Origin of the sequence: Oceanobacillus sp. FSL K6-0251, from assembly GCF_038004725.1 — a bacterium.
Taxonomy (GTDB): Bacteria; Bacillota; Bacilli; order Bacillales; family Amphibacillaceae; genus Oceanobacillus; species Oceanobacillus oncorhynchi.
In genome coordinates this window covers 856,855-882,682 of sequence record NZ_JBBORS010000001.1, presented here as the reverse complement: position 1 = coordinate 882,682, position 25,828 = coordinate 856,855, and the positions used below count along the sequence as shown (strand labels likewise).

The 25,828-nt window shown below is 41.5% G+C and carries 28 protein-coding genes and 1 riboswitch; of the genes, 17 read left to right on the top strand and 11 right to left on the bottom strand.

Annotated elements, in window-relative coordinates:
• Together MKY45_RS04430 and MKY45_RS04425 are read right to left on the bottom strand one after the other, a co-directional pair.
• Entirely contained in the window at window positions 1–273 is a 273-nt protein-coding gene (locus MKY45_RS04430; RefSeq protein WP_042532050.1) for a DUF3219 family protein, read from the bottom strand.
• A gap of 12 nt (window positions 274–285) precedes the next feature.
• Window positions 286–795 (bottom strand): GNAT family N-acetyltransferase, encoded by a 510-nt coding sequence (locus MKY45_RS04425; protein ID WP_341172575.1) that lies wholly within the window; start codon window positions 793–795, stop codon window positions 286–288.
• A 136-nt stretch (window positions 796–931) separates the two neighbouring features.
• Between MKY45_RS04425 and MKY45_RS04420 the strand changes: the two genes are divergently transcribed.
• Complete coding sequence (locus tag MKY45_RS04420) at window positions 932–1,378, top strand: YaiI/YqxD family protein (protein ID WP_042532045.1); 447 nt, start codon at window positions 932–934, stop codon at window positions 1,376–1,378.
• Window positions 1,379–1,448: 70 nt separating this feature from the next.
• Here MKY45_RS04420 and MKY45_RS04415 read toward each other — a convergent pair whose 3' ends face one another.
• Genes MKY45_RS04415 through MKY45_RS04405 form a run of 3 tightly spaced genes read right to left on the bottom strand, consistent with a single transcriptional unit; the run spans window position 1,449 to window position 4,520 of the window.
• Entirely contained in the window at window positions 1,449–2,459 is a 1,011-nt protein-coding gene (locus MKY45_RS04415) for an NAD(P)/FAD-dependent oxidoreductase (protein ID WP_341172574.1), read from the bottom strand.
• A 25-nt stretch (window positions 2,460–2,484) separates the two neighbouring features.
• Window positions 2,485–3,507: a FecCD family ABC transporter permease gene (locus MKY45_RS04410; RefSeq protein ID WP_042532041.1), complete on the bottom strand. Its 1,023-nt coding sequence runs from the start codon at window positions 3,505–3,507 to the stop codon at window positions 2,485–2,487.
• A complete protein-coding gene (locus MKY45_RS04405; protein ID WP_042532039.1) occupies window positions 3,504–4,520 on the bottom strand; it encodes a FecCD family ABC transporter permease in 1,017 nt (338 codons plus the stop codon). The genes MKY45_RS04410 and MKY45_RS04405 overlap by 4 nt, the downstream gene beginning before the upstream one ends.
• Window positions 4,521–4,721: 201 nt before the next feature.
• Here MKY45_RS04405 and MKY45_RS04400 point away from each other — a divergent pair, with 201 nt between their 5' ends.
• The 7 genes from MKY45_RS04400 to MKY45_RS04370 all read left to right on the top strand — a co-directional run bounded on the left by MKY45_RS04400 (window position 4,722) and on the right by MKY45_RS04370 (window position 11,154).
• Window positions 4,722–5,684 carry an iron-hydroxamate ABC transporter substrate-binding protein gene (locus tag MKY45_RS04400; RefSeq protein ID WP_341172573.1) on the top strand — a complete coding sequence of 321 codons (963 nt, stop codon included), beginning with the start codon at window positions 4,722–4,724 and terminating at the stop codon, window positions 5,682–5,684.
• A gap of 250 nt (window positions 5,685–5,934) precedes the next feature.
• Complete coding sequence (locus MKY45_RS04395) at window positions 5,935–6,777, top strand: ABC transporter ATP-binding protein (protein ID WP_042532033.1); 843 nt, start codon at window positions 5,935–5,937, stop codon at window positions 6,775–6,777.
• Window positions 6,778–6,893: 116 nt separating this feature from the next.
• Window positions 6,894–7,178, top strand: coding sequence for a YesK family protein (locus tag MKY45_RS04390; RefSeq protein WP_193064004.1), 285 nt, complete (start codon window positions 6,894–6,896; stop codon window positions 7,176–7,178).
• A gap of 118 nt (window positions 7,179–7,296) precedes the next feature.
• Complete coding sequence (locus MKY45_RS04385) at window positions 7,297–7,554, top strand: hypothetical protein (protein ID WP_341172572.1); 258 nt, start codon at window positions 7,297–7,299, stop codon at window positions 7,552–7,554.
• Window positions 7,555–7,981: 427 nt separating this feature from the next.
• A complete protein-coding gene (locus MKY45_RS04380; protein ID WP_042532028.1) occupies window positions 7,982–9,571 on the top strand; it encodes a Vga family ABC-F type ribosomal protection protein in 1,590 nt (529 codons plus the stop codon).
• A 75-nt stretch (window positions 9,572–9,646) separates the two neighbouring features.
• Complete coding sequence (locus MKY45_RS04375; RefSeq protein WP_244882365.1) at window positions 9,647–10,390, top strand: ABC transporter ATP-binding protein; 744 nt, start codon at window positions 9,647–9,649, stop codon at window positions 10,388–10,390.
• Window positions 10,387–11,154: an ABC transporter permease gene (locus tag MKY45_RS04370; protein ID WP_341172571.1), complete on the top strand. Its 768-nt coding sequence runs from the start codon at window positions 10,387–10,389 to the stop codon at window positions 11,152–11,154. The genes MKY45_RS04375 and MKY45_RS04370 overlap by 4 nt, the downstream gene beginning before the upstream one ends.
• Before the next feature lie 29 nt (window positions 11,155–11,183).
• Here the strand turns inward: MKY45_RS04370 and MKY45_RS04365 are convergent, their stop codons facing one another.
• Complete coding sequence (locus MKY45_RS04365) at window positions 11,184–11,348, bottom strand: hypothetical protein (RefSeq protein WP_193064009.1); 165 nt, start codon at window positions 11,346–11,348, stop codon at window positions 11,184–11,186.
• 256 nt (window positions 11,349–11,604) lie between these two features.
• Between MKY45_RS04365 and MKY45_RS04360 the strand changes: the two genes are divergently transcribed.
• The gene (locus MKY45_RS04360) at window positions 11,605–12,039 is read left to right on the top strand and encodes a MarR family winged helix-turn-helix transcriptional regulator (RefSeq protein WP_052484979.1); all 435 of its coding nucleotides are present in this window, start codon (window positions 11,605–11,607) and stop codon (window positions 12,037–12,039) included.
• 24 nt (window positions 12,040–12,063) lie between these two features.
• Window positions 12,064–12,663 carry an alpha/beta hydrolase gene (locus MKY45_RS04355; RefSeq protein ID WP_341172570.1) on the top strand — a complete coding sequence of 200 codons (600 nt, stop codon included), beginning with the start codon at window positions 12,064–12,066 and terminating at the stop codon, window positions 12,661–12,663.
• Window positions 12,664–12,690: 27 nt separating this feature from the next.
• Here MKY45_RS04355 and MKY45_RS04350 read toward each other — a convergent pair whose 3' ends face one another.
• Window positions 12,691–13,641 (bottom strand): calcium/sodium antiporter, encoded by a 951-nt coding sequence (locus tag MKY45_RS04350; protein ID WP_212928597.1) that lies wholly within the window; start codon window positions 13,639–13,641, stop codon window positions 12,691–12,693.
• 87 nt (window positions 13,642–13,728) lie between these two features.
• Window positions 13,729–14,586 (bottom strand): VOC family protein, encoded by an 858-nt coding sequence (locus MKY45_RS04345; protein ID WP_212928596.1) that lies wholly within the window; start codon window positions 14,584–14,586, stop codon window positions 13,729–13,731.
• Window positions 14,587–15,203: 617 nt separating this feature from the next.
• On the opposite strand from MKY45_RS04345, the gene MKY45_RS04340 reads away from it, so the two are divergent.
• The 5 genes from MKY45_RS04340 to MKY45_RS04320 all read left to right on the top strand — a co-directional run bounded on the left by MKY45_RS04340 (window position 15,204) and on the right by MKY45_RS04320 (window position 19,399).
• Window positions 15,204–16,046 (top strand): ABC transporter ATP-binding protein, encoded by an 843-nt coding sequence (locus tag MKY45_RS04340; protein WP_341172569.1) that lies wholly within the window; start codon window positions 15,204–15,206, stop codon window positions 16,044–16,046.
• Window positions 15,979–16,758 carry an ABC transporter permease gene (locus MKY45_RS04335; RefSeq protein WP_193064014.1) on the top strand — a complete coding sequence of 260 codons (780 nt, stop codon included), beginning with the start codon at window positions 15,979–15,981 and terminating at the stop codon, window positions 16,756–16,758. The genes MKY45_RS04340 and MKY45_RS04335 overlap by 68 nt, the downstream gene beginning before the upstream one ends.
• Window positions 16,759–16,775: 17 nt before the next feature.
• The gene (locus MKY45_RS04330) at window positions 16,776–17,762 is read left to right on the top strand and encodes an ABC transporter substrate-binding protein (protein WP_212928594.1); all 987 of its coding nucleotides are present in this window, start codon (window positions 16,776–16,778) and stop codon (window positions 17,760–17,762) included.
• Between the two features lie 195 nt (window positions 17,763–17,957).
• Window positions 17,958–18,002, top strand: a riboswitch (PreQ1 riboswitch).
• An 8-nt stretch (window positions 18,003–18,010) separates the two neighbouring features.
• A complete protein-coding gene (locus tag MKY45_RS04325) occupies window positions 18,011–18,493 on the top strand; it encodes a QueT transporter family protein (RefSeq protein WP_042532008.1) in 483 nt (160 codons plus the stop codon).
• 129 nt (window positions 18,494–18,622) lie between these two features.
• Entirely contained in the window at window positions 18,623–19,399 is a 777-nt protein-coding gene (locus tag MKY45_RS04320) for a DUF3891 family protein (RefSeq protein ID WP_226894937.1), read from the top strand.
• Between the two features lie 88 nt (window positions 19,400–19,487).
• On the opposite strand, the gene metA is transcribed toward MKY45_RS04320, so the two are convergent.
• Entirely contained in the window at window positions 19,488–20,402 is a 915-nt protein-coding gene (metA, locus tag MKY45_RS04315) for a homoserine O-acetyltransferase MetA (protein WP_042532005.1), read from the bottom strand.
• Window positions 20,403–20,748: 346 nt separating this feature from the next.
• On the opposite strand from metA, the gene MKY45_RS04310 reads away from it, so the two are divergent.
• Window positions 20,749–22,347, top strand: a complete 1,599-nt coding sequence (locus tag MKY45_RS04310) for a catalase (RefSeq protein WP_042532002.1) — start codon at window positions 20,749–20,751, stop codon at window positions 22,345–22,347.
• A gap of 47 nt (window positions 22,348–22,394) precedes the next feature.
• On the opposite strand, the gene MKY45_RS04305 is transcribed toward MKY45_RS04310, so the two are convergent.
• Window positions 22,395–22,889 carry an SRPBCC family protein gene (locus MKY45_RS04305; protein ID WP_042532000.1) on the bottom strand — a complete coding sequence of 165 codons (495 nt, stop codon included), beginning with the start codon at window positions 22,887–22,889 and terminating at the stop codon, window positions 22,395–22,397.
• Window positions 22,890–22,978: 89 nt separating this feature from the next.
• Entirely contained in the window at window positions 22,979–23,584 is a 606-nt protein-coding gene (locus MKY45_RS04300; RefSeq protein ID WP_042531999.1) for a TetR/AcrR family transcriptional regulator, read from the bottom strand.
• Window positions 23,585–23,755: 171 nt separating this feature from the next.
• Here MKY45_RS04300 and MKY45_RS04295 point away from each other — a divergent pair, with 171 nt between their 5' ends.
• Window positions 23,756–25,462, top strand: coding sequence for an FAD-dependent oxidoreductase (locus MKY45_RS04295; protein ID WP_042531997.1), 1,707 nt, complete (start codon window positions 23,756–23,758; stop codon window positions 25,460–25,462).
• Window positions 25,463–25,828: the final 366 nt, after the last annotated feature.

The following is a 25,828-nucleotide window of genomic DNA, read 5'->3' as shown; positions in this document are numbered from 1 at the left end:
TTATTTTTCACGCAGCTTCAAATAAAATTCACTTGTATTACCTTTTTCATATAAATTTGTCATAGAAGTAGAATATTCGTTGATAGTCGCGGAAAAAGCTATGGATTTCTCCGGGATTTCCACCTCAAAATCATTTTTATAAAGCAAGGATGTCACGTCATGATAGGTTTCACTAATTACATCAAATGAAAATGCAACCTGCTTTTTGTCAGCTGTTTCATCCAATTCAACCTGTTTCCCCTCAAACGATTGCCCATTAATTTTGATTTCCATGTAATCTCCTCCCTATTTACATCCTACGCGTTGGCTTCGACGTTCCACAAGTACAACATCGCGCCATCTGCCGTCTTCCATTTGTCCAATTTTTTCACGAAACCCGACCTTGCGAAAGCCCATCTTTTCATGCAGCTTCATGCTTCCTGTATTTTCCGGAAAGATTTCGGATTGCAGTGTCCACATTCCTGCTTCTTCACTTGCTTCAATCAATGCTTGCAGCAGCTTTGTTCCAATGCCTTTTCCCATAGCATCTTTATGCAGGTAAATACTTACCTCGGCAACGCCCTGGTATGCTTCTCTTGCAGAAATAGGCAGCAGCGATGCCCAGCCAAGAATTTTCTCTCCCTCGCGGAAAACCAGCCGGCACTGCGGTAAATGATCTCGGTCCCAATCATCCCAGGATTTCCAGTCAGGTTCATTCATTTCAAACGTTGCATTCTGTGTTTCCATTCCATGATAGTATATTTCCAATACCTGTTCCCAGTCTTCCGGCTTCATTTGTTCAATGAAAAAACTCATACATCCAAGCTCCTTTTTCACGATAGATAGTGATTCATATATTACAGGCTTTTGATATGAATTTCTAGTGGATAAGACAAGTTACATAATTATTTGCTACAATAATTAGAAACGTTGAAAAAAGGAAGTGAATCAAATGAAAGTCTATGTCGATGCAGATGCCTGCCCTGTCAAAAACATTATTATAGAGGAAGCTGGTCACAAGAAGGTTCCTGTTGTGCTGGTAACGAGTATCTCACATTTTTCTTTACAGGAGTATCCAGAAGGGGTGGAAACCATTTATGTAGACACAGGTGCAGATGCTGCGGATTACCGGATTATGCAGCTGGCGAAAAAGAATGATATTGTCGTTACACAGGATTATGGACTGGCTTCGCTTGCACTTGCGAAGGGCTGTTATGTACTGCATCATAAAGGGTTCGCCTATACCAATGATAATATCGATCAGCTGCTGCAGTCCCGTTACTTGAGTGCGAAAGAGAGACGGAGCGGGAAGCACACTAAGGGCCCTAAAGCATTGACCGGAGAAGACCGGCAAAAGTTTCTTGAGCTTTTTCAAAAATATCTGCCGGAAAAGGGCTGAAAAAAACACTCTTTCTGTTTTCTTAACCTTCATTACCTGTTAGAAAACGTTAGAGTGCTTTTTTGTTACATTATTCCTCTTCCGTAAAAGCTGCATAATTTGTGGAGAATAAATGCTTTATCGGATCTTCCGGGTCAGCGATTTTTTTCGCATGATTGACTGCAATCGGTCCTTCATTAAACGCTCCGGCAATCAATCCAAGCTTATCCGGGTAATGCGCGATATCACCGATTGCAAATACTCCTTCAACCGATGTCTGCATGCTGGAATCCACCGCAATCATGCCATCAATCATTTCCAATCCCCACGTCGTGATTGGTTCCAGATTGATTTGAAAACCGTGATTAACCACCAGCCGGTCAACCTGAAGCTCTTTTTCCTCCGCTTCATCCTCTAAATGACCAAGGACCGCCTTTTCAAGCTGTCCATCTGTGCCATGCAATGCTTTTATTTCATATGGTGTCATGATATTCACACTTGAATTTTTCAGCTTGGTCACACTGCTCTCCAGCCCTTTAAACTGATTGCGGCGATGAATGAGCGTCACACTCTTTGCTATATTTTCAAGCTCCAGTGCCCAATCTACCGCACTGTTGCCGCCACCGGAAATCAGGACATGCTTATCATAATAATCTGCCAGCTTTCTTACCGTGTAATGCAGGCTTTTCTCTTCGTAATAGACTGCTTCCGGATGGTCCAATTTTACAGAATGTAAGGTTCCAAACCCGGTTGCCAGCATAACTGTTTTCGAATAATGAACATTTCCGTTGCTGCTTACAAGCTGAAAAATTCCATCTTCCATTCGCTGCATATCCACGACCTGTTCTCCTAAAACAATTGCCGGGTCAAATGTCATCGCCTGTTCTACCAGCTGTTCTGTTACTTCTTCGCCGGTAGCCTGCGCAATACCGCCAATATCGCGAATTACCTTTTCCGGATAAAAGTAAGGCACTTTTCCGCCAAGGTATGGCAGATATTCAATAATTTTGGTCTTCATTTCCCGCATTCCGCTATAGAAGGCGGCAAACAATCCGGCAGGTCCGCCGCCAACAATCGTTACGTCATAAAATTCTTCCTTCATGATTACCTACGTCCTTTCCCCATTTTTATTTTGTCTTCATCAGTAGATAAACAAAATAAGGTGTACTGACGATTGATACCACAATTCCCACTGGTATCGTAGTCGGTGCTAAAATATTACTTCCAATCATATCAGCTGTCATTAATATAAATGCACCCAGCAAGGCGGAAATCGGAATCACATAATGGTGCAGCGGTCCAACCAGCTTGCGGACAATATGTGGAACAACTAATCCTAAAAAGGCAATCGCTCCGCCTGCCGCAACGGATGCTCCTGCTAATGCGACAGCAATTAATAATAAGACGCCCCGCTCTCTCTCTACATGCGTTCCAAGACCAGAAGCAACATCATCTCCTAAATGAAAAACATTTAAGTTTCTTGCTTTTTTTATAGCAACTGGAATCAGAATCAGCATCCAAGGTAATAATGCTAAAACAAAGCTCCAGTTCTCACTCCAAATCTCGCCAGATAGCCAGATGGTTACCTGACGATAATTTTGTGGATCCATTCTTAGCTGTAGAATAGTCATAAGTGCGCCAAATGCTGCGTTTACCCCGATTCCGACCAGCACAAGCCGAATCGGTGATACTCCTTTTTTCCAGGCAATGGCATAAATCAAAACGGCCGCCGTAAAAGCTCCAATTAACGCAACAAAAGGAAGCATGTAAGTGCTGAGCGCACTGGTTGCCGGAATAACTCCCTGAAAGAAATAAAGGAATAAGACAATGGCAAAGCCCGCGCCTGAATTAATTCCCAATATCCCCGGATCAGCAAGTCCATTTTGGGTAATGCCCTGCATAATGGTTCCGGAAACAGCCAAGCCGGCTCCAATTAATAATGCTAAAATAATACCCGGCAGCCGAAATTGAAACAAGACAAGCTCCTGCCTGTCTGATCCCTGTCCCATTAACGTTTGAATGACTTCTCCGGGAGAAATCGAAATGGCACCCAGATTTAAACTGATAAAGGAAAAAACAATCGTTCCGATAATCAATATGCTTATTATCATCCAAAACCGAAATCTCTTTTGCTTTTCTACTGTATTCATTTTCTGTCACCCCCGCTGCCTCTGGCTAAATAGAGGAAGAATGGAACACCGATAATCGATGTAATCGCTCCTACCGGTGTTTCAAAAGGGGCATTGATGATTCGTGCAATCAAATCTGCATTTACCAGCAATAAAGCTCCAAACACTGCGGAGGTCGGAATAATCCAGCGGTAATCTGTGCCAATAATAAACCGTGTGATATGCGGGATAATCAGCCCCACAAACCCGACGGAACCCGCAACCGAAACCGCCGCACCAGTTAATATTAAAACAACCGCAATCCCGGCAATTTTAATAAAGGTGTTATTCTGCCCCAAGCCAGTAGATAAATCATCACCAAGACTTAAGACCGTAATTGATTTTGCAATGGATAATGCCAGTACAATCCCTATCACTCCTGCAACAAGGAGGAGGCTTATCGCATTCCAGCCCGCTCCATCTAAACCGCCTGCAAGCCAAAAGCCGATATCTCTCTCCAGCTGAAAATGCAGAGAAAGTATCGAGGAAACAGATCGTAATAATGTACCAATTGCTACTCCAGCCAGTGCCAATTTAACCGGTGTTAACCCGCTGCTGGAAAAAGAGCCGATTAAAAATACCAGTGTTACTGCGATACCTGCCCCAATAAATGAAGCAAACATTAAGCCCACATTCGAAACTGCCGGATAAAAAGCAAGAATGATTACAAGCATAAATGCAGCACCGTCTGTTACCCCCATAATCGATGGAGAGGCAAGCGGATTCCGTGTCATCCCCTGCATCACAGAGCCCGATACAGCTAAAAACGCCCCTACCAGCACTGCAGCCAGAGCCCGAGGAATCCGGAGCTCCCAAATAACCTGATGCGCCTGCTCTCCTTCACTAAACTGGAAAACAGCCTGCCAAACCGTATGTAAATCTACTGTGGTTGCACCATAAGAGATAGACATGCCAACCGAAAAAACAACGAGACAAATGCCTATCATATTTATCAATACTTTTCTTAATTGAGAAGAATGTGAAAACAATCTCATTTCTTGTATACTCCTATTATTTCTTCATAGAATATGATTGTGCTATGATATCACTTTTTAAAGTGCAAAACAAAAGTCCTTTCCTATTTCTACGTACTAAAAACAATGTATCCCTATTGTGCTGTAACGTATTGACTTTCTAATTGAAAGTGATTATCATTATCGTTAGACGTTCATTATAACATAAAAGGAGAAAAAGAGATGAACAAATTAAGGCAAAAAAGATATTTATTTATATTGATACTTACTGCCCTCTTACTTCTTGCTGCTTGCGGCAACAGTAATGATGGCGAATCTGATGATGCAGATACATCCGGCGATACCGACGAAGCAGCTGAAATTACTGTTGATTCGGAGATGGGGGAAGTTACTATTCCTGCAAATCCCGAAAAAATCCTTGCTTCCTATAATGAGGACACGTTAATCGCGCTTGACGAAACGCCTGTCGCAAAATGGGCAATCGGCGAAAGTGTCCAGGATTATTTGGAAGAAGATCTTGCAGATGTAGAAACCATTGAATGGACACTGCCTCTAGAGCAAGTGCTAAGCATAGAGCCTGACCTTATTATATTGGACCATACCTTAGATAACTATGAAGGCTCTTATGAAGACTACGCAGCAATCGCTCCAACCTATGTACTGTCCGAAGAAGAAGTAAATGATTGGAAAGTACGTTTACAAAAATTTGGAGAAATCCTTGGAAAAGAAGATGAAGCGGAACAAGCATTGGCAGATTACGATGAAAAGGTAAACCAGGCAAAGGAAGAGCTTAATGACACATTAGGCGATGAATCTGTTGCAATGATGTGGGTTGTCGGCGGCAAATATTTCTTGTTTGAAGAAAACCGTCACACGGCAGATATGATTTACAATGAATTAGATGTAGAAGCTCCTGAGATTGTAGAAGAACTTGGAAAAGGCGAAGAGGCTTGGAACCCAATTTCTTTAGAAAAGCTTTCTGAAATGGATGCCGATCATCTGATTATTTTAGGCTACGAAGACGATGAAGGCATCGAAGCATTGAAAAACAGCAACGTCTGGAATAATACCGACGTTGTTCAAAATGATCAGGTCTACTACATTGAAGACGAAAGTAACTGGACAAACAGCGGTCTCGTTGCTTCAGAACAAACCATTGACATGCTTGTTGATTTATTTAAATAAGACATCAAGTTAAATAAAACAACATGCTTTATCATTTAGAACCCTTATGAAATCAAATGTATTCTCATTGATTTCATAAGGGTTTCTTTTTTTAATCAGGTTAATATAAGGTTCTCTTCGCCTCCTCTTTCTCATATATTTTATTAAATTGTCACCTAATTGAAAACTATTATCATTGACTATTTACCCTTCTAGCAATAAAATGAAGTTAGTAGCTATACGCACCTTTTTAGGTTAGGAGGCGTTTTCATTGAACTCATTAACAGCAAGCAACTTAACACTTGGGTTCGGAGATCGGATTATTATAGATGAATTAGACATTGCTATCCCTAAAGGGGAAATCACTGTTTTTATTGGCCCAAACGGCTGTGGAAAATCAACTTTATTACGTTCTTTGGCACGTTTATTAAAGCCAAAGCAGGGATCTGTTATATTAAATGGACAAAATATCGCTAAAATGCGTACACGAGATGTTGCGCAGAATATGGCTATTCTGCCTCAAGCGCCGACCAGCCCCGAAGGATTGACGGTTTATGAACTTGTCAAACAAGGCAGGCACCCTTATCGCAAGGTGATGAAGCAATGGTCCAAAGAGGATGAAGACGCGGTACAAAAGGCATTAGAAGATACAAATATGTCCGATTTAAAAGATCAGTCTGTCGATTCGCTGTCGGGCGGACAGCGTCAGCGTGCATGGATTGCCTTAACGTTAGCACAGGATACAGACATTATTTTATTGGATGAACCGACTACTTATCTTGATTTAACCCACCAAATCGATGTGCTTGACCTTCTGTTTGAATTAAACGAAAAAGACGGCCGTACAATTATTATGGTACTGCATGATTTGAATCTGGCAAGCCGCTATGCGCATCATATTATTGCGATTAAAGATAAAAAAGTATATGCACAGGGAAAGCCGGAGGATACCATTTCCGCTGAGCTTGTCTCCGCCGTTTTCCGGATGCGGTGCAATATTGCATGTGACCCGATTTTTGGTACGCCAATGTGTATACCGCATGGACGCGGAAACTGTTTGATTAAAGATGCTGTACAGGAGAATTCCATCCATAAGACACCAAGAGCTTTATAATAAGACTGGAAAAACCAGACAATGATTTTATCAAAATCGAAGTTTGTCTGGTTTTTTCTTTGTTCCTGCAGGGATGATTATTATACAAGGAATCATGGTTCAAGGAGGAAAGAACAATGAACGGATCAGCGGAAGGATATATAGAATTTTTTGTATATGTTATCGGAATGGGAATCGTTATATTCCTGCTGAGTATGCTCCTAAAGGAAAAAAGAATTATTCTTCCTTTGATTACTTGTCTTTTAAGCTTTTTACTCATCCTGGCAAGCTTTTTTGTTACAGACGGCTGGCAAGGATTAGGACTGCTATTTATAGGAGCTTGCGCTTTGTTAGCCTCCATCTTAAATATCTTACTAATGGCTGGAACCACATGGTATAAATCGAAAAATGAGAAAGAGTAATTACTGGCTGTATATATTGAAGTAAGAAGTTACATTTTTGTATTACTCATTAAAGTGAATGATGATTGAAGCAGTAACCAGCGGAAGAAAAACACGGAGACTCCTATGGGAAAGCGCAATGGTTTTCGGTGGGGCGAGTAATCGCAGTCCCAGCCCCAGTGTGAAGACCCCGCAGAAAAAAAGCGTACTTCTTTTTTTCTACCCGCGGGGCATAAGTGCGACTTTGCTTCTGTCTGCGCCTGCCGGCTTGCCATTCAGCAAGTCTTCTTTTCACCCGCAGGGCATAAGTGCGACTTTGCTTCTGTCTACGCCTGCCGGCTTGCCATTCAGCAAGTCTTCTTTAAAGGAGATGAGCTCGGGCCCATGGAAAGCGTAGTGTTTTTCTGTAGCGTAGCTTTTAATATTAAGTTAATATTAATTTCAATTTATGTATCCATTTTCTTTTAATGACAAAACTTCTTATTTCCGCTATACTGTAATCAACAATAATCGAAAGGGTGAACAAAGGGAACATGAAGTACTAATCCTGTTTTTTTAAAAGAATGAATTTCATAAGAGGATGATAACAGCAGATCGGAAACTCAGAATCCGTGTGCCCTCTTGCTGTATTATTTTTCATGCTCTCATGGAACGATTTCAGAACAGGATTAGCCTTTTATCCTTTGTGATAAATACCCGTATGAAATGAGCGATACGTATGCCCATTTCATTTTTTGGCGACTCCTGTTCTGAATGCAGAATAGGGGTTTTTTTATGCAATTAACTCCCCTATTCCCATCCTTCATAGATACGGAGATGATTTTATGAGAATTTTAGAAGCACATCATATCAAACACAGTATCAAAGATCGGGAATTATTTTCGATAGAGCATTTGGTTGTTCATGCCAAAGACCGGATTGGTTTAGTCGGAAAAAATGGCTCGGGCAAAACAACGCTGCTCAACCTGCTTGCCGGTAACATTCCACCGGAGCAAGGTACGATTCATATGCATACTTCGGTGGAATTATTGCCACAATTAAAAGAGAAGCGTGATCAAAAAAGCGGCGGCGAAGTGACGCAGGCGTATATTGTAGAAGCTTTACAGAAACAAACCGGTCTCCTCCTTGCTGATGAACCGACAACCAACCTGGATACTGCTCATATTGAATGGGTTGAAAAGCAGCTGTCCCATTGGCAGGGGGCATTAATTATCGTCTCTCATGATCGTAATTTTTTAGATAAACTATGTCAGCAAATTTGGGAAATTGACGAAGAGCACATCCAAATTTATTCCGGCAATTATACAGCATACCGGGAGCAAAAGGATAAAGAACTCGAAAAACAACGGCTGGATTATGAGCATTATCAGCAGAAAAAAAGGCAGCTTGAGCGTGCGATAGAGAAAAAAGAACAAAAAGCACAGCGGGCAACCAAAACACCGAAAAGCAAAATTGGCTCTACGGAAGAATCCTTAAAAGGGGCGAAACCCTACTTTGCGAAAAAGCAGAAAAAGCTGCAAAAAACATCCAAAGCTTTAGAAAGCCGGTTAGATAATATGGAAAAAGTGGATAAGGTAAAAGAAGCTGCTCCCTTGAAAATGACACTTCCCCATCAAGAGAAATTACAGCAGAAAATTATTTTACGGATAGAGGATGTAGAAGGTGCTGTTCCCGGAAAGCAACTATGGGAAAAAGCCAGTTTAAATATCAAAAATGGAGATAAGGTTGGCATCATCGGTCCAAATGGAGCAGGCAAAACCACGTTTATTAAAAAAATAATGCGTAAAGATGCCGGTATCACCTTAAATCCGTCTATAAAAATTGGTTATTTTCAACAGGATTTATCTACCTTAAACCAGGAAAAGTCGATTCTGGAAAATGTCAAAGAAACATCTAAGCAGGATGAAACTCTGATTCGGACGGTTTTAGCGCGGCTGCATTTCTATGGTGATGATGTTTTTAAGCCTGTCCATGTACTCAGTGGCGGAGAGCAGGTTAAGGTGGCATTTGCAAAGCTTTTTGTCAGTGATATCAATATGCTGATTCTTGACGAGCCGACAAACTACCTCGATATCGAGGCGGTCGAAGCATTAGAAGATCTGCTTCAAGCCTATGAGGGCACTGTTTTATTTGTATCCCATGATCGGCAGTTTATCAATAATATCGCAACCAAGGTCATTAAAATAAGCCAGCAGCAGCTTACCTTTTTTGATGGAAGCATCCAGCAGCTCCATAAAGAATCAACAGAAAAAGAAACACAGGAAGATCCAATCGAACAGCAGTTAATGATTATTGAAACAAAGATAACAGAAACATTAAGCAAGCTCAGCCTGGAGCCGTCGGATGAACTGGATCAGGAATTTCAAAAGCTTCTCCAGCAAAAACGCACGCTTTTAAATCAACAAGAGGAATGATAGAATAAGATTTGTTCAGCAGGAGATTCTCTCTCCTGCTTCTCTTCTATACCCATTTCAGAAAGGAACTTCACCATGGAGCAAACAATGAAATCAACCGATAAAGCAGCCATAGAACTAAACCATGTCAGCTATTCTGATGAAGATTTAGATATTATTAAAGATATATCCGGCTTCCTGTCTGAAGGAAAAATCACCACCTTTGTCGGCCCTTCCGGAGCTGGAAAGACAACGATATTCCGCTTATTAAACGGATTGATTTCTCCAACCAAAGGGGACATCTATCTATTTGGAAAAAACATTCAAACCATGGAACCGACTGCGTTACGGCGTACCGTTGGCATTGCACTTCAAGATGCGACGATGCTGCGGGGGAGCGTTTATAAAAATCTGGCTATGCCAAAAACACTTCAAAACCAAGAATTAGAAAAAGAAGAGGCAGCGCATTTGCTTACGCAGGTTGGACTGGATGCTTCTTTTCTCCACCGGGATGTTACAGATTTATCCGGAGGCCAGCGGCAAAAGGTGTCCATTGCACGTACGCTTGTCAATCGTCCAAAGGTCTTGCTGCTGGATGAGATTACCTCCTCCCTCGACCGGGTATCCACATCGGATATAGAGCAGTTAATCCAGCATATTAATCAGAAATTCTCTGTGACCATTGCCTGGATTACTCATAATTTAGAACAAGCTTTACATATTGGCGATGATACATGGGTCATGATGAACGGCGAACTCGTTGAGGCAGGCAGGAAAGACTTATTGAAAAATCCGGCTGACTCCCGGGTACAGGAATTTGTGAAGGGGGAATGGCAATGAGCGTCCTAAACTTGAGCTTATCGCTTATTTTCGTCCTGATTCCTTTAATCCTTTCTAAAACGTTACGTCTCGGCTTGGAAAAAGATACGTTTATCGCAACCATTCGATCGATTATTCAGCTTATAGCTGTCGGCTTTATTTTAACCTTTGTCTTTGAATCAGACAGTTATCTTTTTATTATCTTAATGGTTGCTCTCATGATTGGCGCAGCCACACATAATGCACAGAAAAAAGGCGCATCAATCAAGGGAGTCATATGGAAGCTGATTCTGACATTTGTTTTTATTGAGCTGCTGACACAGGGTATTCTATTGGGATTTCAAATTACACCGCCGACTGCACAATACATTATCCCTATCAGCGGAATGGTTGTCGGTAATTCCATGGTGCTTGCCATTCTTTTTCTGAACCGTTTCACATCAGAAATCCAAACACAGAAAAAAGAAACAGAGCTCCTGCTTTCTTTAGGCGGAACACCAAAGCAGGCTATCCATTTGCCCTTGATTCATTCTATTAAAGCGAGCTTGATTCCCACGATTGAAAGTCAAAAAACAATCGGTCTCGTTCAACTGCCGGGAATGATGAGCGGGCAGATTATTGCTGGAGCTGACCCAATCCAAGCAGTCCAATTCCAGCTGTTAATTCTCTTTCTATTATTGACAACAGCTGCTGTAACCAGCATTATGCTTGGTTTTCTCTCCTATCCGACACTGTTTAATGAACGGATGCAGATGCATAAGATTAAAACGGATGAAGAAAATTAAAGCTCTAAAACTGTTATGTCATTATATCTCTATAATATCGATGATAAAATAGCTGGAAAATACAAGGGGTTTTCAGCAAATACATCCTTGCTGAAAATTCCTGCTAAGTTAGATACAAATATAGGCAGGAAAAGAAGCAAATCAAACGCAATTCCTGCTGCATCTAGATGTTCTTCAAATTTATTCTTGCTCACATTAACTCTCCTTCATTTCTCAATCATCAATCTTTCTTATCGTTTTCCCTACCATGTGTTCCGCGACACTTTTTCTTAGGTTAAACAGCCGCCCTGTAAAGAACGCTGTAATGACTGTAACACCAGAGGATTTTTGATGCCGCAAAGCACATACCTCTCCCTCGCTCACTTGACAAATTAGTTATCATTCATTATTATTTAATTACATATATCTTAATTAAATATATTTTTATATCACAAAAGAGAGGTGATTATTTTGGCTGAAAATTTATCATTGAAAGCTTTCGTCATTACCATGAAGGCTTCTAAAGCGTTAGAAGAATTAACAAAAAAAGATATCAAAAATCACGGCATGCGCGCATCTGACTTTGCTATTTTAGAAGCATTGTATCATAAAGGCAGACAAACTATCCGGGAAATTTCGGAATCCGTATTGATCAGCACAGGGTCGATAACCTACGTCATTGATAAGCTTGAAAAAAAAGAGCTCTTAATCCGGACAAATTGTCCTGATGACAGAAGAGCAGTTTATTTAGAAATTACAGCAAAAGGAAAACAAATGATGGATGAGATTTTCCCGAAGCATCAGCAGGTGATTGAAGAGATGTTCCAAGGAATTTCAGAGAGCGATAAAGCGACTGTTATCGAGGTATTGAAAAAGGTTGGCCATCAAGCCGCTGAAAAAGAATAACGCAAGTGGGAAGGATGAACATCAATGAAGTATATCTATGAAGAAAAAGCGGGTCCGACTGGTCCTACCCTGCTTCTCCTGCATGGAACAGGCGGTACAGAAAATGATTTATTACCTTTAGCGAATATCATTGATTCAGAGGCAAATGTTTTGAGCGTTCGCGGAAACGTGTTGGAAAACGGCATGCCCCGTTTTTTCCGCCGTTTGGAGGAAGGTGTTTTTGATGAAGAAGATTTAATCAAACGCACAGAAGAATTACATGATTTTTTAAATGAGGCTAGCCAAAAAGAAGGTTTTGACCGAAAACAAGTTACAGCAATCGGCTATTCGAACGGAGCTAATATTGCCGGAAGTCTTTTATTCCATTATAAAGACTCCCTGCAAAAGGCAATTCTTCATCATCCGATGGTACCGAGAAAGGGCATTGACCTTCCGGATTTAACTGGTACAGACGTGTTTATTGCTGCGGGTAATAATGATCCGATGTGTCCTCCGGAAGAAGCGGAGGAATTGCAGCGTTTGCTGGCAAACGCCGGGGCTAAAGCTGAGATCCATTGGGAGAGTAATGGACACCAGCTGACGATGAGCGAAGTTAAAGCAGCTGCCAGCTGGTATGCAAAGTAAAAGAAGGAGACCGGGTCTCCTTCTTTTTTAATTTCTTATAATAATGTAGACGGTATATGCTACATATATAAGAGCAAGTATAATCCCTTCTCTTCTTCCAATTCGAAAGCTTGTTCTGGAAAAAATCAATAGAAGGATGGTCAGCACAATCATTATCCAAATATCTGTGAAGATAACAGGGTTGATGGATAAAGGAGTAATCAGCGATGCTGCACCAAGAACAAATAAGATATTAAAAATACAGCTGCCGACCACGTTTCCTAAGGCAATTTCACTTTCATTTTTAAGCGCTGCAGATATCGAGGTAACTAATTCGGGCAGGGAGGTTCCTACTGCGACGATGGTCAGACCGACCAGCGCCTCACTCATCCCCCATGACAGAGCAATTTCTGTTGCATTGGTTACAACGAATTGCCCTCCCAAAATAATGGCAGCCAATCCGAGAAGCGTAATGAAGGTGCTCTTTCCCCATTTTACATTGGAATCTCTGACTGCTTTGGTTTCTTTTCTGCTTTTCAAACCGACCTCAATGATGTAATACATAAAAATTGCTAAAAACAGAAAGAAAATGATTCCATCGCCTCTGCTGAGGATATCTGCTCCCGAACCTTGCAGCAGCACATCGCTACCTAAGGCAAACAAGGCTACTGCCGCCAGTAATGCAAAAGGAATCTGTTTGACTATCATTTCATTTTGAACCCGAAGCGGATAAATTGCAGCTGCCAAACCGATAACAAGCGTAATATTAAAGATATTACTTCCCACGACGTTTCCAACTGCTACATCGGCTGTTCCTTGCACTGCTGCAATAATACTTACCGTTGCTTCCGGTGCACTTGTCCCTAAGGCAACAATCGTTAATCCGATTAAAATCGGTGGAACGCGCAGCAGCTGAGCAACATTAGAGGAGCCGTCAACAAACCAGTCTGCCCCTTTTACTAACAATCCAAATCCAATAATTAATAAAATATATTCCATGGAGGTGCTCCCATCTCTCGCTGTATATTGTGTTTTTATTCTACCTCAATTGGATTTACCTATCCACTTTTTTCAAGCAGATGTTTTTTATTTTGCTGCAACAGTTAGAAAAATATGATTTCCTGCAGGGTCCTTTACCATTCCTTCATCAGCCGGATAACCTAATGCTGCCAATCTTTGAACCACTTTGTCTATCTCCTCTTTATTCGGGTACGTTATTGTAAAAAACTGCATCCCAGCCGCTTGTAAATCTGGAATCGGTGCTCCTTCCCCATTCCATGTATTAATCGCAATATGGTGATGATAACCGTTGTCAGATAAAAAAGATGCTCCAGGAAATCCAGTTACCTCTTGGAACCCTATTCCCTTAATGTAAAATTCCTTTGCTGCCAGCAAATCATTCACATGGAGATGCACATGTCCAATACGTGTTTCCACAGGCATCCCCTGCCAATCACCAGCAGCCTCTGCCAGCAGTCCATCTGCATCAAGCGGATTCGTACTCATTTGCACGGATTCATCTATCCACTTCCAGCTTTTAGACAATCGGTCTCTGGCAACTTCGATTCCATTTCCATCCGGATCAGAAAAATAGAGTGCTTCACTGACAATATGATCGGCAGCCCCTAATTGCAGGCTGTATGCTTTCCCTGCCTGCAGAAGATGTTTTAAAAATGCCGCCAAATCCGCTCTTTGAGGCAATAAAATGGCAAAATGATAAAGCCCTGTGGTTTTGCCTTGTTTCGGCAGCACTCCTTCCGGCTGTTCCAGTATGATTAAAGCCTTCTTTCCATCAGCAGAAAGGATGGCCTGGTTTTCTGTCTCCTCCATCACTTGAAAGCCTAGAAAAGTATGATAAAAATCGAGGGAACGCTGTAAATTCGCTACTTGAATGGTTATATCTGATACATGCATTGTCGGAGATTCAAAAAATTTATTTTCCATATAGTATTAGTCACCTTTCTTAATTGATTTATAATTAACTAAAAATAATAAACTTACTTTATGTAACTTATTATAAATAAAGTAAGTACGATGGTCAAAATATTTGCAGGTTTTTCTTTTTGGCTCTTCACCAAAATCTATGGGTGACATAGTAGATATATATTTGCTGTAAGCGACCGCTACGGAAATACACTACGCTTTCCATGGGCCCCGAGCTCATCTCCTTTAAAGAAGACTTGCTGATTGGCAAGCCGGCAGGCGCAGACAGAAGCATAGTCGCACTTATGTCCCGCGCCTTCCCATAGGAGTCTCCGTGTTTTTCCTCCGCTAGCTTGTTGCTTTTATCACATTTAATTCTATTTTCCAACCATAGATTTTGGTGTTGATTCTTCTTTTTTAATGTTTTTTCAAACGGAAACATTTTTTTAAAACTGCCGTTGAGAGAAAACGCATGAACCCTTCCCTTTATGCCTGTCATTTGGGCAAGATTTTATAATTCATTTAATAAAATACCAAACGTATCACAATACAAGTTCCCTTGACGCTTTTTTTCGCATAATATATAATCCTTATAAGTTTACTTGTATTTATTTATTATTTTGAAGGAGAGGTTCTTTATGAAGGTAAAACTGGAGCAGGTAAATAAAAGCTTCCCCAAAGGCAAAACGGATTCGCTCCATGTCCTGCATGATATCGATCTCCAAATTGAAGCTGGCGAATTTGTTTCTTTGCTTGGACCTTCCGGCTGCGGCAAGTCTACGATTTTGAATTTAATCGCCGGTCTGGACAGCCCGACTTCTGGAGAAGTATATGTGAATGATAAAAAAGTTAAAGGACCGGGGACTGACCGGGTCGTTGTTTTTCAACAAGGCGGTTTATTTCCATGGATGAATGTCATGGATAATGTTACATATGGACTGCTGTTGAAAAAAATGAGCAAAAAAGAAGCGGAAAAAAAAGCAATGGAAGGGCTTCGAATGGTGCATCTCGGAAATTTTGCGCATGCTTTTCCCCATGAATTATCGGGCGGCATGCAGCAGCGTGTAGCAATTGCGCGTGCTCTCGTGATGGATCCTGACGTTCTTTTGATGGATGAACCATTTGCAGCCCTTGATGAACAGACACGGCTTATTTTGCATCAGGAGCTGCAAGAAATTTGGCAAAAAACCGGAAAAACCATTCTCTTTATCACGCATAATATTCGTGAAGCACTCACGCTTTCAGAACGGGTATTGCTTATGAGCACGAGACCTGGAGCAATCAAAAAATCTTTCAGAGTACAGGCGGCGCGCCCGCGTAACCCATCAGATAGTGTAATTGTAGATTTAGAAACACGTGTGATGAAGGAATTGGAAGAAGAAATGGAAAAAGTGTTGAAGGAGGAGTTCGGGGATGATTACCGCCTTAAGACGAGTGCTGTTCGTGATCGTGATCGTGACTATATGGGAGATCATATCTAAAACCAACCTGTTTCCGACCTTTATGTTTCCCCCTTTGCTTATCCCGAATGATCCCGGCGGAGTCACGGTGTTAAGCACATTAGTGAACGGTCTGATTTCCGGGCAAATACTCGGAGCTACAGGAATGACGCTCGGGAGACTGCTGCTCGGTTTTTCCATAGCAGTAATTTTAGGTCTGATTTTTGGGTACTTAATTGCCCGTTATAAATGGGTGGATGATACGCTTGGATTTTTTGTGACTGCGTTACAGTCCATTCCGAGTATTGTCTGGTTCCCTCTGGCTATTGTCTGGTTTGGACTTGGGAATGTAGCCATTTTATTTATTGTGACTATTGGAGCAACCTGGACAATGACAGTAAATGCAAGCACCGGATTTAAAAATGTGCCCAATCTTTATTTAAATGCTGCACGTACATTAGGTTCGTCGGGTACGCATCTTGTGCGAACCGTGATTCTTCCGGCATCCGTACCGCATATTATCTCTGGTCTTCGTGTTGCTTGGGCTTTCGCCTGGCGCGCAATCATGGCTGGGGAGCTTCTCGGTGGAAACGGCGGCCTCGGGTATCTGTTAGATATGGGACGCTCCTTGCAATCAATGGATTTAGTACTCTCTATTATGATTGTGATCGGTATCATCGGTACGATTATGGATAATCAGGTATTTCTTAGAATGGAACGCTCTGTTGCAAGAAAATGGGGCGTTGGAGCTTAATGGAAAGGATGAGGGATATGAAAAAAATATTATTCGGCCTGGGTGCGCTTCTTTTATTAGGAGCGGCAGGCTGTGGTTCAGAAGAAGCTGCCGATGAAATACACATTGGATATTTCCCTAATTTTACACATATTACTACGGTAGTTGCGCTGGAAAATGGTTACTTTGAAGAAGAAATGGGAGAAGAGGTAAATATCGAAACCTCCACATTCCCGGATGGCAGTGCCTTTATGGAGGCTATGTCCACACAGGATATCGACATTGGTACTGTTGGCCCGTCTCCGGCAACAACAACTTATTTAAGAAATCCGGAGCATGAAATCATTGCCGGAGCGGTGAATGGCGGGGCTGTCCTTGCCACTCGTGAAGATTCAGGGATTGAAAGCGTTGAAGATCTTGACGGCATGCGCGTAGCCATCCCGACGATCGGTTCCACGCAAGACATCATGCTGCGAAAAGCATTAGATGAAGTCGGACTCGGAGTAGATGACGATGGTGGAACCATTAGCTTAGTACCGCAGGCGCCTGCCGATACATCCACGCTGTTCCTGCAGGGTGACGTTGATGCTGCGGCCACACAGGAGCCTTGGGGCGTATACCTGGAAAATCAGGCAAACGCCGACATCCTCCTTGATGAAGAAGAATTTGCATGGGGTACAGAATCAACAACAACTGTTGTTACTGCGCGAAAATCATTTACGGAAAGCAATGAGGAATTAACACAGGCCTATTTGCGTGCCCACGCCAGGGCGGTAGAATTTATTGAAGAGAATCAGGAAGAAGCAGTTGAATTATTTGTCAATCACATTGAAGAAACGACAGGCAACGAGTTGGATTATGAGGAGACGCTGGAAGCAAGCGAACGTCTCAATCCGACGTATGAAATCAACGAAGAAGTGCTGCAGGAAATGGCAACGATCAGCTACGAAGCTGGGTATATGCAGTCAGATGAAATTGAAGGATTGGTTAATCGGACATTTTTGGAAGCAGCACTGGAAGAATAACCTGATAACGACGAACTCCCGATTTGACAGCCGGGGGTTTGTTTTTAGTTTCGTTTCTTTTCCATGATGTCACTTCATTTATTTTGTCCGCTCCCTGTTAAACTTGTTTTTATGTTTAAAGGCTTCGCGTTTTCCAAATCATTACATATACAAAACGATTGTTTTCCTTCTTCGATACTGGTATGATAGGCTAGGTTCAACGTGGTTCGTAACCATCCCACGCTAAAAAACTAGGAGGAAAACAGGATATGAATATAAGGACACTTGTGATTAACGGGATTATTGCAGCATTGTATGTCGCCGTATCCCTACTGGTCTCCCCAGTTGCATTTGGGGCGATTCAATTTCGAATATCAGAGATGTTTAACCATTTGATTATCTTTGATAAGCGTTACTTTTTCGGCATTACGATTGGTGTATTTGCATCTAATTTATTTTCAATGGCAGGCGGATTGGATCTTTTATTCGGGACAGCACATACCGCCATATCTTTAGGAATTATTATTTTCTTAAAAAAATATATTAAAAACAAGCTGACACTGCTATTTCTAAATACATTGATTTTCAGCTTTAATATGTTTATTATTGCCTTTATGCTAAATATAGCTTTACAATTACCGTTCCTGCTGACATGGCTTACAACCGGAATCAGTGAATTGATTGTTTTACTGATCGGCATTCCGATCTTCTATACTTTATATAAACGGATACATTTTGATAAAATGATATAATACAGAGAAAAAGACGGTGGAGAATGTAATCCATCGTCTTTTTTAAGAATGGAGAAGTAATTTTTTTAATGATATGAAAAGCTTCCTGGGGCTCTTTCGTTCTCCATGCAATCAATCACAAGGAAGGGAATGAGTAAAATGATTATCCGAAATCAGAACGGCCATTTTATTTTTATAACACAGGTAGACCATGCTTCTGTATCTGGAGAAATAGTTAAAAATCTGGCCTCGGGTTATTTCGAGCATACGCCTTATAAAGATTCTGTTATCTATGCAGCTTATCAGCATGACTGCGGCTGGGAGGCCTTTGACAAGCAGCCTTTTTGGAATGATCAGGCAAATCGTCCCTATTCCTTTATCGATTTTCCAGACATACCAAAAACCGTCTTGTACACGCAGGGTATTGAGCAGGTCCAGGAAAAGGACAGGTATGCCGCATTATTATGCAGTGAACATTATAAGCGTTTTCTCGTAACATCCACGCTCCCTGAAGCAAAAGCGTTTGTTCAGCAGGAAGCAGAGCGGCAGGAATGGCTGATCAGCAGGATGGATCATTTTAATCAAGCGACGTTTGAAATGGATTATACGCTTTTACAGTTTTCCGATAATCTATCTCTGTTCGCATGTATGAATGAGCCGGGAGCCGCGGATAAAGACCTTCATCCTTTTTTTAAAAACGGGATATCCGTTTCAAACACCGCATCCTCCTTTCCATCTGCTTTTTCTGTCAGCTGGGAAGATAAGGAGACAATAACCATGGAACCTTTTCCATTCTCAGCAAACTTTCCAATTACTTTGCTGTATAAAAGTATTCCTAAAACAACCATTCAGCAGCAGGGATTGATGAATGCTTATGAGCATGCCTCTGTTTTATCAAAAACGATTAGGATAAACACCAAAAAATAAGGCTGGCAGCTGCTTCAGCCTTATTTTTTGGTGTTTTAAAAAAGGACCAGACGCATCCAGTCCCTTCTCTGCTTCATTCAATCTATTTTTACTCTTCTCCCCATACATAAGGGGTTTCTTGATACACATAATAATTCAGCCAGTTGGAAAACAGCAGGCTGGAGTGACTCTTCCAACGATGCTTCGGCTGTTTTTCCGGATCATTATTGGGATAATAATTTTCCGGCATAGCTGTATCGATTCCTCGTGCATGGTCTCTTTCATATTCTTCCTTCAATGTATTTGCCATGTATTCTAAATGCCCGGTTGCCATAATATGCTTTCCATCCTTAGAAGCAAGTAAAAAGACTCCTGCGTCATCGGATACAGCAATCAGCTGCAGTTCAGGATGATTTTCGATTTCTTCCAAAGAAACCGTTGTATAGCGGGAATGCGGGGCTAAGAATACTTCATCAAACCCTCTTACCAGGCGTTCTTTTGGTGTTAACACATCATGTTCAAAAATCCCAAAGCATTTTTTCGGAAGCGGATGCTTATCAATGCCATAATGATGATATAAAGCAGCCTGTGCTCCCCAGCAAATATGCAGGGTGGATGTCACATGATCATTCGTCCAGTCCATAATTTCCTGCAGTTCCTCCCAATAATCCACATCGGTAAAAGACAGATGCTCTACCGGGGAGCCCGTAATAATCATACCGTCAAATGTTTTATCCCGTACCTCCTCAAAGGTCTTATAAAAAGTATCCAGATGATTCTGGTTTGTTGTTTTTGATTCATGTGAAGCCATTCGTAAAAAAGAAATGCGCACCTGTAACGGTGTATTTCCTAAATATCTTAACAATTGCGTTTCTGTTTTTTGCTTTTCCGGCATTAAATTAAGAATAAGAATACTAAGCGGACGAATTTCCTGTGCATCCGCGCGCTGTTCATCCATCACAAATATATTTTCCTCTTCCAGAATTTCTTTTGCAGGCAACTCTCTCGGAATTTTAATCGGCATTGTCTGACCTCCACTTTTTAAGCTTAACTTATTTCAAACGTTCTATTATCAATATGGAATATAACCGTACTGAATGTACAGCTTTTCCAAATTATTTGTCTATTTCTATTGTAATAGCTGGCAAGAAAAGTTCAAGTCCTCTCCCTTATTTTCCTTTAGAAAATCAAAAATGAATTGGATTTGAAAACATCAGGAGGAGCATTTTGTTCTTTTTGAAAATAGTCCAAACTCCCTTACGCTGCATTTTTTTCCATCTCAGATAATAATCCTCCAAAGATACGATTAATTTTATTTGGATTGGCAATGCTAATGAGAAGAAATTTATAATGGAAATGAGGATAAATCTATGGCTGATAAAGAAAAATCCACGCACCAAACCAACATGGAAAATGATAAAACCTTAACTACCCGTCAAGGGCATCCGGTAACCAACAACCAAAATATCCGGACCGTCGGCAATCGTGGTCCTGGAACGCTGGAAAACTATGATTTCATTGAAAAAATTAGTCATTTTGACCGTGAAAAAGTTCCAGAACGTATTGTTCACGCACGAGGCGCAGGAGCGCACGGCTATTTTGAAACCTATGGAACGGTCGGTGATGATCCGGTTTCCAAGTACACCAGAGCAAAAGTTTTTCAGGATAAAGGGAAGCAGACCCCTGTATTCGTCCGCTTTTCAACAGTGGTACACGGCAACCATTCGCCGGAAACCGTTCGTGATCCGCGTGGTTTTGCAGTCAAATTTTACACAGAGGATGGCAACTGGGATCTGGTCGGCAACAATATAAAAATATTCTTTATTCGTGATGCAATGAAGTTCCCGGATATGATTCACGCTTTCCGTCCAGATCCCGTAACAAATATTCAGGATTCCGAGCGTTTCTTTGATTTTTGTTCCAATTCTCCAGAGTCCTTTCATATGGTGACCTTTATTTACTCCCCATGGGGCATTCCTGCCAACTACCGCATGATGCAGGGATCTGGTGTAAACACCTATAAATGGGTCAATGAAGCAGGTGAAGCAGTGCTGGTCAAATATCATTGGGAGCCGAAGCAAGGGATTAAAAATTTAACCGCCAAAGAAGCAGCGGAAATTCAAGGTGAAAATTTCAACCATGCGACACAGGATTTATATGACAGCATTGAAAATGGAGATTATCCAGAATGGGAGCTGCTGGTGCAAATCATGTCAGACGATGATCACCCGGAGCTTGATTTTGACCCGTTGGATGATACCAAACTATGGCCAGAGGATAAATTCCCATGGCTGCCAGTCGGGAAAATGGTATTAAATAAAAATCCGGAGAATTATTTCACCGAGGTAGAGCAGGCGTCATTCGGCACCGGTGTATTAGTTGACGGACTGGACTTTTCGGACGATAAAATGCTTCAGGGACGGACCTTCTCTTATTCAGACACACAGCGCTATCGTGTCGGAGCGAACTATTTGCAAGTGCCAATCAACGCAGCGAAAAAACGAGTGGCAACCAATCAGGAAGGCGGACAATTACGTCAGGAAAATGATAAAGCCCCGGGACAAAACCCGCATATCAATTACGAGCCGTCTGTACTCGGCGGTCTGGAGGAAGCAGAGCAGACCGGAAAAGAATATAAACCTTTTGTAGAGGGTCATCTTGTACGCGAATCCATTGACCGCAATGATAATACAAAACAGGCAGGCGAAACCTTCCGTCAGTTTGAAGACTGGGAAAAAGATGAATTATTGTCCAATCTGATTGGCGATTTATCGACCTGTGACAAGCGTATTCAAGATAAAATGATTGCACTCGCAGAAGATGCAGATGAAGAATATGGACGCCGCCTGCGAAAAGGATTAGAACAGGCGAAAAAGCATGGCACCAGTCAAAATCCATTAGGAGCAACGGATGCCGAGCAGGCTCCGAAGCACGCAGAAGAGTTAGGACATGACGCCGACCCTTATTAAAATAAAACAACAGTACCTCGACAATTTCAGTTTGAGGCACTGTTGTTTTATTTCTCTTCATTCAAAAATGGATTAATCTTTTTTTGATATGCTTTATAATGTGCTTCCCATGATTCCTTTGGAAAATCCATTGGTTTCCCTTCCAGCGCTGCCTGGAACATCTCTAAACATACCTGCCATCCGGCTAAATCCTTCGGGATATGATCGTTCAGATCCGGAACATATTCCTTTAATAAAAGAACACATTCATTTTCTACTGGCTCCAGTTCAAACCGGACAGAACCGTCTCCCCATTCAAATTGCCAATAGGACTGCGCCTGAAAATCTAGAATAGCAATCTCAAAGGAGTTACCTGTTCCATCATTCATATTGAATTTCATTGTTCCGTTTTTACGCAGGTCTACCACTTCTAAGTTCGGCATCCACTGCTGCAGTTTATCATTTTGTGTTAATGTGCTCCACACTGCTTCAACAGAGCTTTTAAATCTTCGTTCAAAGGTTGCTAAATAGCCTTTTTCTGTTTTTTCTACAATGGCTAACATCTATTTTCCTCCAGTAACTAAGTATTAATTCAACTTGTATATATTATAACCGTTTTCCAGCTGTCTAACGATATGCTTCACTCATTTCATCAGGAATCCCCAGTAATAAATGATTCCGCCGGATAGTAATTGATTATTTTACAAAGCTGATTTGCCATATAATCCGGCGATTGTTCAAAATCGTTTTTAATCCAATCTAAAATAATGCCTAAAATCCCATAAGCGTAAAACGAGGTATACATATTATTATCCAGCCCATCATGACACGGGGTAATCAGATTAATATCCTGTTTGAAAAATTGCGTGATAGATTCCAAAAAAGTTTCATAGAATCCTGGAATATCCTCAAATTCCTTCCAAAGCCCATAAAAATGCTTGTTTTCGAGAATATGGTTAAAAATAACAATCTCTGAAGGAGCTAAGGAACTTAAGTGAATATAGTTATTTTTCTTATAAGGAATGCTGAAGGCTTGAATAAGACCATTTGTCTGGTCCGTGATTATTTCCTTCACTAAATCTGCCTTTTGATTATAATGCCGATAAAAAGTAGCCCGGTTATAATCCGCATAATCAACGATATCTGTCACTGTTATTTGCTCATAATGCTTTTGCTGCATCAATTCAAGCAGCGCATGCTTCAGTAATTTTTTCGTTCTTCTTACCCGCCTGTCCATTATCATATCCTTCGTAACCACACAAACCACCCCAAATCCTTTTTGTTTTTAAACATATTGCAGCAATCTGTTGTTTATGTGTACAGACCATAATATATTACTGATTGAAAGCGCTTTATTAAAAATTTATACTTAGGTTAACTCGTACTTATAGCTTATCATAATTTTAAGATTGATTGGGAGGTCATAACATTGGAAAATCAGTGGAATGAGCAATATGATGTCGTTGTTGTGGGTTCAGGCGCTGGCGGATTAACAGCTGCTTTAACAGCTTGCTTGCGCGGATTATCAGTAATTGTCATTGAAAAAACTGCACTATTTGGCGGCTCCACTTCCAAATCCGGCGGAACCATCTGGATTCCCAACAACCTTTATCTGGAGGAGGCCGGGGTGAAGGACACGTATGAACAGGCAAAATCGTATCTAGATGCTACTGTCGGAGACCGCGTTCCAGATGTATTAAAATCGGCTTATCTGCAAAAAGGACCCGAAATGGTAAAGTATCTGCATGAGAATACAGCACATTTCCGGTGGGAATACACTCCTAAATACTCCGATTATTATCCTGAATCACCTGGAGGTTTAGCATCTGGGAGAGCCGTAGAAGCTCAGCTTTTTGACCTTCGCAATTTAGGAGATGATTTGAAATATTTACGTACTTCCGGCTTGCCAACAAAAGGGATGGTACTAAAATCAAGTGAATTCCACAAAGTAAATATGATCATGAGAACGTGGATTGGAAAAGTAAAGGCAATGAAAGTAGGAATGCGCCTAATTCGCACACTCCTTTCCGGGTATAAACCTACTACCTTAGGAGAAGCTGTTGTTGCCCGCCTGTATACCTCGCTCAAAGAGGCTGGCGGGGAAGTTTGGCTTAACACCCCATTTAAAGATTTGATTTATGAAAATAATCGCGTTACAGGGGTTATCGCCGAAAGAGATGGAAAGGAACTCAACATTCAGGCCCGGGAAGGTGTGGTTTTTGCTTCTGGCGGGTTTTCCCATAGTCCGGATTTACGGGAGAAATATTTACCGCAGCCTTCCAATACGGAATGGACACTGTCAGCTGAAGAGCAGACAGGTGATATTATTGCAGCAGGAGTCGAACTGGGCGGACAATTGGATTTAATGGATAAAATGTGGGGAACTCCTACATCAGCACCACCTGGAGCACCTGCATTTATGCCGGTCGCTGAACGCGCCACGCCCGGCTTGATTATCGTCAACAGCAATGGCGACCGCTATATCAACGAATCAGTTCCGTACCATGAATTTGTTGATCAAATGTATGAAAATAATCATGAAAAGAGCTCCACGATACCATCATGGATGATTTTTGATCAACGGGTGAAGAATCGTTATCTGGTATTCGGAATCATGCCGTTACAGCCGCTTCCTAAAGAATGGTTTGAGACAGGATATGCCAAAAAAGCAAAAACTCCGGAGGTATTAGCCGAGCAGATCAATGTGTCTCCAGAGAAGCTGGCTAATACCATTTCCAGATTTAATACATTTGCAGCCAATGGGCAGGACGAGGATTTTGGACGCGGGAATAGTGCTTATGACAGATATTATGGTGACCCGACACTGGATAACCCTAACCTTGCTCCGCTGAACAAAGCACCATACTATGCAATCCCAATCTACCCGGGCGATATTGGCACCAAAGGCGGTTTGGTCATTGATGCAGCAGCCAGAGTCGTCAGAAAAGATGGCAGACCAATTACAGGATTATATGCTACTGGAAATTGCACCGCTTCTGTCATGGGAGAAACCTATCCCGGACCTGGCGCAACGATTGGGGCATCGATGGTATTTGGTTATGCGGCTGCAGTGGATATAGCTGAAAATATGGGAAAGCAAGACAGCCAAATCCCTAAAGTAACCATGACAGTTTAAGTGTATTTCTGATTTCAAGATGCAGATACAAGATTTTTTGAAAGGTATCCTAACTGAATTACAGTCTAATGTAAAAAGAGGATTCCGATTTACAGATTGCTAAATCGACATCCTCTTTTTTCCTGTATTTCATTCTACTTCATCTCTCCCTTCAAACGAGCAGCGGAAGTTTTCCAGATCTTTTCTTTCTTCTTTTTTGGTTTATTTTTACAAAGCTTCCCTGACTTCCTTACATCCTCCATCCGATAATCAATATGACTTTTCATAGACTCATACGTAAAAAACATGGGATAAATCAGCTCCTGAGAATAAGTTATTTGATACATTTATTGTATCGGCTTACCCTCTCCCGCACATCGGGTCGGT

Coding starts and splice junctions, on each gene's coding strand:
- metA (WP_042532005.1), bottom strand. CDS start 20,402: ATGCCGATTAAAATTCCGAGAGAGTTGCCTGCAAAAGAAATTCTGGAA.
- MKY45_RS04345 (WP_212928596.1), bottom strand. CDS start 14,586: ATGGAAAATAAATTTTTTGAATCTCCGACAATGCATGTATCAGATATA.
- MKY45_RS04330 (WP_212928594.1), top strand. CDS start 16,776: ATGAAAAAAATATTATTCGGCCTGGGTGCGCTTCTTTTATTAGGAGCG.
- MKY45_RS04355 (WP_341172570.1), top strand. CDS start 12,064: ATGAAGTATATCTATGAAGAAAAAGCGGGTCCGACTGGTCCTACCCTG.
- MKY45_RS04405 (WP_042532039.1), bottom strand. CDS start 4,520: ATGAGATTGTTTTCACATTCTTCTCAATTAAGAAAAGTATTGATAAAT.
- MKY45_RS04320 (WP_226894937.1), top strand. CDS start 18,623: ATGAGTAAAATGATTATCCGAAATCAGAACGGCCATTTTATTTTTATA.
- MKY45_RS04370 (WP_341172571.1), top strand. CDS start 10,387: ATGAGCGTCCTAAACTTGAGCTTATCGCTTATTTTCGTCCTGATTCCT.
- MKY45_RS04375 (WP_244882365.1), top strand. CDS start 9,647: ATGGAGCAAACAATGAAATCAACCGATAAAGCAGCCATAGAACTAAAC.
- MKY45_RS04325 (WP_042532008.1), top strand. CDS start 18,011: ATGAATATAAGGACACTTGTGATTAACGGGATTATTGCAGCATTGTAT.
- MKY45_RS04305 (WP_042532000.1), bottom strand. CDS start 22,889: ATGTTAGCCATTGTAGAAAAAACAGAAAAAGGCTATTTAGCAACCTTT.
- MKY45_RS04410 (WP_042532041.1), bottom strand. CDS start 3,507: ATGAATACAGTAGAAAAGCAAAAGAGATTTCGGTTTTGGATGATAATA.
- MKY45_RS04350 (WP_212928597.1), bottom strand. CDS start 13,641: ATGGAATATATTTTATTAATTATTGGATTTGGATTGTTAGTAAAAGGG.
- MKY45_RS04430 (WP_042532050.1), bottom strand. CDS start 273: ATGGAAATCAAAATTAATGGGCAATCGTTTGAGGGGAAACAGGTTGAA.
- MKY45_RS04385 (WP_341172572.1), top strand. CDS start 7,297: ATGGTTTTCGGTGGGGCGAGTAATCGCAGTCCCAGCCCCAGTGTGAAG.
- MKY45_RS04310 (WP_042532002.1), top strand. CDS start 20,749: ATGGCTGATAAAGAAAAATCCACGCACCAAACCAACATGGAAAATGAT.
- MKY45_RS04340 (WP_341172569.1), top strand. CDS start 15,204: ATGAAGGTAAAACTGGAGCAGGTAAATAAAAGCTTCCCCAAAGGCAAA.
- MKY45_RS04380 (WP_042532028.1), top strand. CDS start 7,982: ATGAGAATTTTAGAAGCACATCATATCAAACACAGTATCAAAGATCGG.
- MKY45_RS04400 (WP_341172573.1), top strand. CDS start 4,722: ATGAACAAATTAAGGCAAAAAAGATATTTATTTATATTGATACTTACT.
- MKY45_RS04335 (WP_193064014.1), top strand. CDS start 15,979: ATGATTACCGCCTTAAGACGAGTGCTGTTCGTGATCGTGATCGTGACT.
- MKY45_RS04390 (WP_193064004.1), top strand. CDS start 6,894: ATGAACGGATCAGCGGAAGGATATATAGAATTTTTTGTATATGTTATC.
- MKY45_RS04420 (WP_042532045.1), top strand. CDS start 932: ATGAAAGTCTATGTCGATGCAGATGCCTGCCCTGTCAAAAACATTATT.
- MKY45_RS04415 (WP_341172574.1), bottom strand. CDS start 2,459: ATGAAGGAAGAATTTTATGACGTAACGATTGTTGGCGGCGGACCTGCC.
- MKY45_RS04425 (WP_341172575.1), bottom strand. CDS start 795: ATGAGTTTTTTCATTGAACAAATGAAGCCGGAAGACTGGGAACAGGTA.